Annotated in this window: 8 protein-coding genes; 6 read left to right on the forward strand and 2 right to left on the reverse strand. The window is 66.2% G+C overall.

Features of this window, described 5'->3' with window-relative positions; all coding sequences use genetic code 11:
• Nucleotides 1-674 precede the first annotated feature (674 nt).
• The 6 genes from QTI66_RS39010 (at nucleotide 675) to QTI66_RS39855 (ending at nucleotide 5372) form a co-directional block, all read left to right on the forward strand.
• A complete protein-coding gene (locus QTI66_RS39010; protein ID WP_286565745.1) occupies nucleotides 675-1019 on the forward strand; it encodes a DUF2252 family protein in 345 nt (114 codons plus the stop codon).
• A 288-nt stretch (nucleotides 1020-1307) separates the two neighbouring features.
• Nucleotides 1308-2258: a non-homologous end joining protein Ku gene (ku, locus tag QTI66_RS39015; RefSeq protein ID WP_286565746.1), complete on the forward strand. Its 951-nt coding sequence runs from the start codon at nucleotides 1308-1310 to the stop codon at nucleotides 2256-2258.
• A gap of 552 nt (nucleotides 2259-2810) precedes the next feature.
• On the forward strand, nucleotides 2811-4601 hold the full coding sequence (locus tag QTI66_RS39020) for an acyl-CoA dehydrogenase (protein ID WP_286565747.1): 1791 nt from the start codon (nucleotides 2811-2813) through the stop codon (nucleotides 4599-4601).
• Nucleotides 4602-4735: 134 nt separating this feature from the next.
• On the forward strand, nucleotides 4736-4957 hold the full coding sequence (locus tag QTI66_RS39025) for an MBL fold metallo-hydrolase (RefSeq protein ID WP_286565748.1): 222 nt from the start codon (nucleotides 4736-4738) through the stop codon (nucleotides 4955-4957).
• A complete protein-coding gene (locus QTI66_RS39030; RefSeq protein ID WP_286565749.1) occupies nucleotides 4954-5205 on the forward strand; it encodes a hypothetical protein in 252 nt (83 codons plus the stop codon). The genes QTI66_RS39025 and QTI66_RS39030 overlap by 4 nt, the downstream gene beginning before the upstream one ends.
• Nucleotides 5202-5372: an MBL fold metallo-hydrolase gene (locus QTI66_RS39855; RefSeq protein ID WP_353506296.1), complete on the forward strand. Its 171-nt coding sequence runs from the start codon at nucleotides 5202-5204 to the stop codon at nucleotides 5370-5372. The genes QTI66_RS39030 and QTI66_RS39855 overlap by 4 nt, the downstream gene beginning before the upstream one ends.
• 342 nt (nucleotides 5373-5714) lie before the next feature.
• Here QTI66_RS39855 and QTI66_RS39040 read toward each other — a convergent pair whose 3' ends face one another.
• Together QTI66_RS39040 and QTI66_RS39045 are read right to left on the reverse strand one after the other, a co-directional pair.
• Nucleotides 5715-6029 carry a hypothetical protein gene (locus tag QTI66_RS39040; RefSeq protein WP_286565750.1) on the reverse strand — a complete coding sequence of 105 codons (315 nt, stop codon included), beginning with the start codon at nucleotides 6027-6029 and terminating at the stop codon, nucleotides 5715-5717.
• A gap of 1025 nt (nucleotides 6030-7054) precedes the next feature.
• Nucleotides 7055-7196 (reverse strand): ATP-binding protein (locus tag QTI66_RS39045; RefSeq protein WP_353506297.1); only part of this gene is annotated, 142 nt, incomplete at its 5' end.

The following is a 7196-nucleotide window of genomic DNA, read 5'->3' on the forward strand; positions in this document are numbered from 1 at the left end:
ATGCGAAACCCCTGTGCTTTCGCTCGAGAGGCCCCGCGGAAAGAAAGATGCTCGCACGCGCCGCTGCTGCGGCGCATTTGAGGTCGTTGGGTCGCGACCGCGAAGCGGCCGATCCTCCATCGTCGATTCAAGCGACGAAGAGGCAAGAGGGATGTCTCATAGTCAAGCAGCGAAACTAGGTGGGCCCGCCATTGGATGAGGTGGGACGGGCCTGAGAATCACGTAGTCCAATGGCCGCCTTGTCATCTTTCGATGCGCGCCCCATGAAGTGGCCAAACCGGTCCACTTGGCAGCCCAATGCGTCGATATTTGCAAGCTTTGATACCGCTTCGCCACGGCAAACGACACCGTCCCTTCGCGGATGAGCGCGAGGGCCAGTCCTCGCCCTTATTCAGGGATTGCGGTGTCTTCCCGCCATGCTGGTGTGGCGCTCGCCGTTGGGTCTTTTGACACGACCGGAGGACCACGCGCATTGCACGTGCTGACCTACAGGGACTGCGCGATTGCGCGCGAGATCATTTTCCAACTGGTGCGTGATTTGCGCACCATTCCCCTGTGCCAGGCTACATCGAAAACTGCATGCCTACCCAGAAAGACGTTCGCGCGCGCCCTCTTCCCGCAAGTGCACCGCCGCACGACGAGCTCCCCACCTGACGGCGTCCCGCAACGCCAAGATGACGCGATCGGAACACGCCTGCGTGCGCGGCATCAAGGGCTGCAGTTCGCTCGGGCGCCTGCGCTACGCCGTCTTGATGGATGCAGCGAACAACGTCACGCGCGGCCGGGACTTCTGCCTGCTGGACGTCAAGGAAGCCGTCGCTGCGGTCGCACCGCACGACCGGCACGAAGGGCTGATGCCCGACGACAACGCCGCGCGCGTGGTGCAAGGCGCCCAGTCCATGTCTCCCTGCCCCGGCAGCCGCATGCATGCGGGGCGGCTCTTGCGCCGATCGGTGTCCGTGCGTGGGTTGCTCTCACAGGACCTCAAGCTCGGAGTTCGGTCCGTTGAACGTCGATGAAGCGACGACGGCTGCCTGTTGCCTGGCACGCGTGGTCGGCGCAGCCCACGCACGCCAAATGGACGCGGCAACGCGCAAGGTGTGGCGGAAGGAGCTCTTGTCGAGTCATTCCAAGGTCATCGATGCACCGCCGTGGCCATGGACGAGCGTCGTCGACCTGGGGGCATCGCACGAACGAGGCTGCCTGGACCATTGCCGCCGCCATGCGCTCGAAGCGCCCATGACGTCACCGCGTTGACCGGAACCCGGCCATCCGTCACTGCCAATTTCCAAACTTCCGGAAAGCCCATGGCCACCAAGAAGACACCTCCTGCCCCGCCCCAACCCAAACGCGACCCGAATGCCGGCAAGGCGCCGACATCGACACGATCCCTGTGGAAGGGCGCGATCAGCTTCGGCCTGGTTCACGTGCCCATCGCACTGTATTCCGCGACCGACGAAAGCGACCTGAGCTTCAAGATGCTCGACAAGCGGTCCATGGACCCGGTGGGCTACAAGCGCATCAACAAGAAGAGCGGCAAGGAAGTTGCGATGGCTGACATCGTCAAGGGCATCGAGTGGGAAGATGGGCGCTTCGTCCTGCTCTCGCCCAAAGAGATCGAGGCCGCCTATCCCAAGACGACGCAGACGATCGGGATCGAAGCATTTGTTCCGATCGACGACATCCCGTTCGTCCATCTCGAGAAGCCCTACTACACGGCCCCGGTCAACCGCGGGCAGAAGGTGTACGCGCTGCTGCGCGAAGCGTTGGCCGCGACGCGCAAGGTGGGCGTCGCAAAGGTCGTCATCGCCAACAAGCAGCATCTGGCGCTGCTGATGCCCTGCGGGCCCGCACTCGTTCTCAACCTGCTGCGCTGGGGCGGAGAGATCCGCTCATGGGAGGCATTGCAGTTGCCACCCCAAGGCGTCGAGGCCGCAGGCATCAAGGAAGCCGAGATGGCAATGGCCAAACAGCTCATCGATGAGATGAGCGCAACATGGAGCGCCGATCAGTTCCGTGATTCATTCCAGGAAGAAGTGATGAAGCTCGTCGAATCGAAGGCCGTGGCGGGCCATGTCGAACAAGTGGACAAGACAGACCCCGCCTCTTCCGGTGCGCCGGGCAGCGCGAACGTCGTCGACCTGACGGAGTTGCTGCAGCGCAGCCTCGGAAAGACAGCGGCTGCGGCGCCTGCAACTGCAAGCAAAGCCCCAGCGGCGAAAAAGCCAGGCAAGGCAGGCTTGCGAAAGACCTCGTAGCAAAGACGCGAGCCTGCTGCGGCATCAACTCCCGGTTCCGATTGTTGTACCGGACCGCGAAAGACGTCTGCCCCCGCCGTGGGGCCACCTTCAGGTGCCCGTGTGCCGGTTCGACCGGCAGCTTTGCGGCGGCGAAACCGGGAATGCGGATGTCACTTCAGGGTCGGCGCCAGCCAGTCGCCACACGCTGAACCCGACGTTCGGGACGGGTTCGGGGCCGCCCACTGTCGAGCGTCCCGTCTCAAAATGGTTTCGAGTGCGCTGGTGATGGCCGCGCCCGGCCCCGGGCGCGAAAGATCCGGATGCCCGGAGACCAGGCGCGGAGCAACTCGTTCTCCAGGTCATGAAGATCACCATCGGCAACGATGCCGTCAATCATTGCCAGAAACGGGCGTCGCCGTCCCCGCGCCCCTCCGTCAAGGAGGGGAAAGTTGGGGCTGCCGGCACCCAGAATTCCAGTCGTACCCCCATCCCCGCCTTCGTGCTCCACGCGAGCCGGCCGAGACGCGCCACGCGGAGAACTTCATCGCACCACCTTCGAGGAACACCTTCATGAGCTACCAGGCCCCCGTCAAGGACATGTTGTTCTGCATGACCGAACTGGCCGACATCGAGCGCATCGCGGCGCTGCCCGGCTTCGAGGACGCTGGCATCGACACCGCGCAAGCCGTGCTGGAAGAATGCGCGCGCTTCGCCGAAGGCGTGGTCGCGCCGCTCAACGCCGCCGGCGACAGGCAACCTTCGTGGTGGACCGACGGCGGCGTCACGACGACCCCGGGCTTCGCGGATGCCTATCGGCAATTCGGCGAAGGCGGCTGGCAGGGCGTGCAGCATCCAGTGGACTTCGGTGGCCAGGGACTGTCCAAGACCATCGCGGCCGCGTGCTCCGAAATGATCAACAGCGCCAACCTGAGCTTCGCCCTGTGCGCGATCCTGACCGACGGCGCCATCGAGGCGCTGCTGACGGCCGGCTCGCCACCATTGAAGGCGTTGTATCTGCCGCGGATGGTCTCGGGCGAATGGACCGGCACCATGAACCTGACCGAGCCGCAGGCCGGCAGCGACCTCGCGCTGGTGCGCACGCGCGCCGAGCCGCAGTCCGACGGCACGTACAAGGTGTTCGGCACGAAGATCTTCATCACCTACGGCGAGCACGACATGGCAGCGAACATCGTCCACCTCGTGCTCGCGCGGCTGCCCGGCGCGCCCGAGGGCGTCCAGGGCATCTCGCTGTTCGTGGTGCCCAAATTCCTCGTGAACGTGGACGGCACGCTTGGCGATCGCAACGACGTGCAATGCGTCAGCATCGAGCACAAGCTCGGCATCAAGGCCAGCCCCACCGCGGTGCTGCAGTTCGGCGACGCTGGCGGCGCCACCGGCTACCTGGTGGGCGAGGAAAACCGCGGCCTGGAATACATGTTCGTGATGATGAACTCGGCCCGCTACGCGGTGGGCCTGCAGGGCATCGCCGTGGCCGAGCGCGCCTGCCAGCTCGCCGCGGCCTACGCGCGGGAACGCGTGCAGTCGCGCCCGGTGGACGGGTCGCTTCCCGGCGCGGCGCCGATCATCCACCACCCTGACGTGCAGCGCATGCTGCTCACGATGCGCGCGCAGACCGAGGGCTGCCGCGCGCTGGCCATGGCCGCGGCCGCCGCCAGCGATGCGGCACACGCTTATCCCGGCGCGGAGGTGCGTCGTCGCGAACAGGCCCTCTTCGAGTTCCTCGTGCCGCTGGTCAAGGGCTATTCCACCGAAATGAGCCTGGAGGTCACGAGCCTGGGCGTGCAGGTGCACGGTGGCATGGGGTTCATCGAGGAGACCGGTGCCGCGCAGCACTATCGCGATGCGCGCATCCTGACCATCTACGAAGGCACCACGGCGATCCAGGCCAACGACCTCGTCGGCCGCAAAACGGTGCGTGACGGCGGCACCGTGGCGCGCGCCTTTGCGCTGGAGATTGCGGCCGTGGAAGCGGAGCTGCGCCAGCGTCGCAGCGAGGCTGCACAGGCCATGGCCCTGCGGCTGGCGCTGGCACGCGAGGCCTTCCTCGAGGTGGTCGACTGGATCCTTGCGCACGTCCGGTCCGACCCGAACGCCGTGTTCGCCGGCTCCGTGCCCTACCTGCTGCTCGCGGGCAACCTGGCCGCGGGCTGGCAGATGGGACGCGCGCTGCTGGCCGCTGAAGACCGCCTCGCGGCCGGCGAGGATCCGGAGTTCATGCGCCGCAAGATCAGCGTGGCACGGTTCTATGCCGACCACATCCTGACCCGCGTTCCCGGCCTGCGCGACAGCATCGTCGCGGGCGCTGAAGCGATCGCGGACATGGCCCTCGAAGACTTCTGATGCAAAACCCCTCCTGACATACCCCTTCGAGGCGCCGCCATCGCGGGCGCAACTCCCCGAAGTGGCGCCGGACGTGCCCTGGATCCGTATGCCGCTGCCCTTCAAGCTGGACCCCATCAACCTCTGGGCACTGGATGACGGTGACGACCCGGGCGCTGGTCGACACGGGCATGCGCGACGACGGGACCGCCAGCGTCTGGCGCGCGTCGCTCGCCAGCCTTCCGAAGCGCGAGGCGCCGAAAAGAATCTACGTCACGCACCTGCATCCGGACCATGCCGGCATGGCCGGCTGTCTCACGCGCCAACCGGGTGCGCGTTGGTGGATGACGCGCCTGGAGACCTCACCCGCCGCGTGATGGCATCGGACAGCGGACGCAAAACGCCGCCCGAAGCGATTGGACTCCATCGCAAGGCGGGCTGCGACAACGCGATCGAGTCCTCCCGCCCACGCTTTGGCCGCTTCGGCCATCAGATCCACGCGCTGCCCGACGCATTCGAGCGCCTGAGCGACGGCATGGCGCTGCACATCAACGGCAAGGTGTGGCGCGTCGTCACGGGCAAGGCCACTCGCCCGAGCACGCCTGCCTTTGTTGCCCGGCGTTGAAGCTGTTCATCTCGGGCGACCAGGTGCTGCCACGCCTTTCGTCCAACGTGTCCGTGATTCCAGCCGCGCCCAACGCCAATCCAGTGGCCGACTGGCTGGCCTCACTCGCGAAGTTCCGGCGCGAAGTGCCGGATGAGGTGCTGGTGCTGCCGGCCTACAACGACTGATCTTGTGGGCTCCATGCGCGGCTCGACGATCTGGCCTCTTCGCGCCACCGCGCGCTCGAAAAACCCGCGGCGACGCCCGGGTCGCCAACAGCGCGCCGTCGATGTGTTCGCTGCCCTGTCCGGTCGCCCGATCGATGAAGCCCGGATGTCCCTGTTCGGCATGGCCACGGGCGAACCATCGCTTGCCTCAACTGTCTCGTTCATGTCGGGCGGGTGGCCACAACGGTCGACGATGACGCGGTCGCGTGGTACCGCAGGAGCGCATGACGGTATTTTCAGGCGGGGTTCGAACCGGGCGAAGCCGCGACAGTCAGCCAGGCGTCCAGGCTTCGCCGGGTGGGGTCATGCGCGCAGATGGCATCGGCGAGCCCTCTCCTTGCGGCGCGGCGTCAGTTCGATTCCTTGTGCTGGCCAGGCCAGTCGTACTTGGATGCAGCTCGTGATGCCGCCGTCGGCATCGCGCTTCAGTTCAGGCAGCATCGGCGAGTTGTTCAGGTAGCGGTCCAGCTGATTCCTGACGCCGATCGCCAGGAGCTGGACCGCGCAACAGGGCCTCGCCGCCCACGAATTGGCGAACCAAATGCACGAGGCGACGGCTCCACCCGTGAATGCATCGTCGAACCGTTCTGCCGCGACAACCGCCTCAACCCGATCCACGAAGGCATCTCCGGAATCCAGGCGATGGCCCTGCTGGGGCGCAAGACGCGGGTCATGCAAGGCCGTGCCATGCAACTTCTCCCTGCGCGCATCGCCCCGATGCGTCAACGCGCAGTGCGCGTGTCAGCGCCTCAGGCGCACGGCGATGCGCTTGACGCCGCACGGGCAAGGCGGTGAGCGAGCGCGAGACAGCGCCACCCGCTGGAGGATGCCGATTGCAGCTCACCAATGCCGGCCCGTTTGCCGAAGCTTTCGGCCACGTCGTGGCCGGCGGGTTGTCCCTGGGACCAGACCGTCGTGGCCACCGGGCTGCTGAAGAGCCCAGGATGCAGCGTCTTGCATCGCGGCAGGCTCGCCGCCTGCCACTGCTTCTTTCGCTGGGGGATGCCAGGGTCGACGCGTGGCTTGCGGTGCCCGACCCGTCAAACGCACGCCGCCGGACATGCCTGCGCACTGGCTGTGAGCGCAGGACATGTCACGTTGCCGGCGAATACGCCGGCCGACGGTGGCCGCACTGACATCCACGGCCTGCATTCGCGAAACGCCCCGGGACGTGCGGCGTCGCAGACCGCTGACGCGAAATGCCTCCAGTGCGCCTGGACCGGTTGAAGACTCAGCGCTCTCCCAGAAATCCGGATGCCTGGAATCGCCCTTGAGCGTGACTTCACGCCGGCGGGCGCGAGTGACAGCACACGCTGCAGACTTGCTGCACGGAGAGCGGGGACGACACCCAAGACCGGCGACGGCACGAGTCAACCGAGACTCATGACGGCTCGCCACAAGCCGACGACTGGCTACTGCGTCATCTCCCTGGATCGGAACGCTCAGCCGAACGACCGGCCACGAGATGAATGCTGCCCGGCTGACAATCCACAGGAACAGGCTGACCATGTACCGCCTTGTCGCTCGATGCATATGGCCGGACTTGCTGCTCCAGAGGCAGCTGACAGCACCATCGGACATCTCCGGCCCTCACTGCGCAGGACCATGGCGCCAGGCACGCACAAGCGTGGCGCAGGCCAGAGTCACCGGAGCGAGTGGCGCGGCAACCGGATCGTGAAAACGCAACCGGTGCCGGGCACGTCCCGAACGGTCAAGGTGCCAAGGTCGGCCTCGATGCTCCTGCGCGCAATGGCAAGGCCCAGGCCCAGGCCCGACTTGTCATGG

Origin of the sequence: Variovorax brevis, from assembly GCF_030317105.1 — a bacterium.
Classification (GTDB): Bacteria; Pseudomonadota; Gammaproteobacteria; order Burkholderiales; family Burkholderiaceae_C; genus Variovorax; species Variovorax brevis.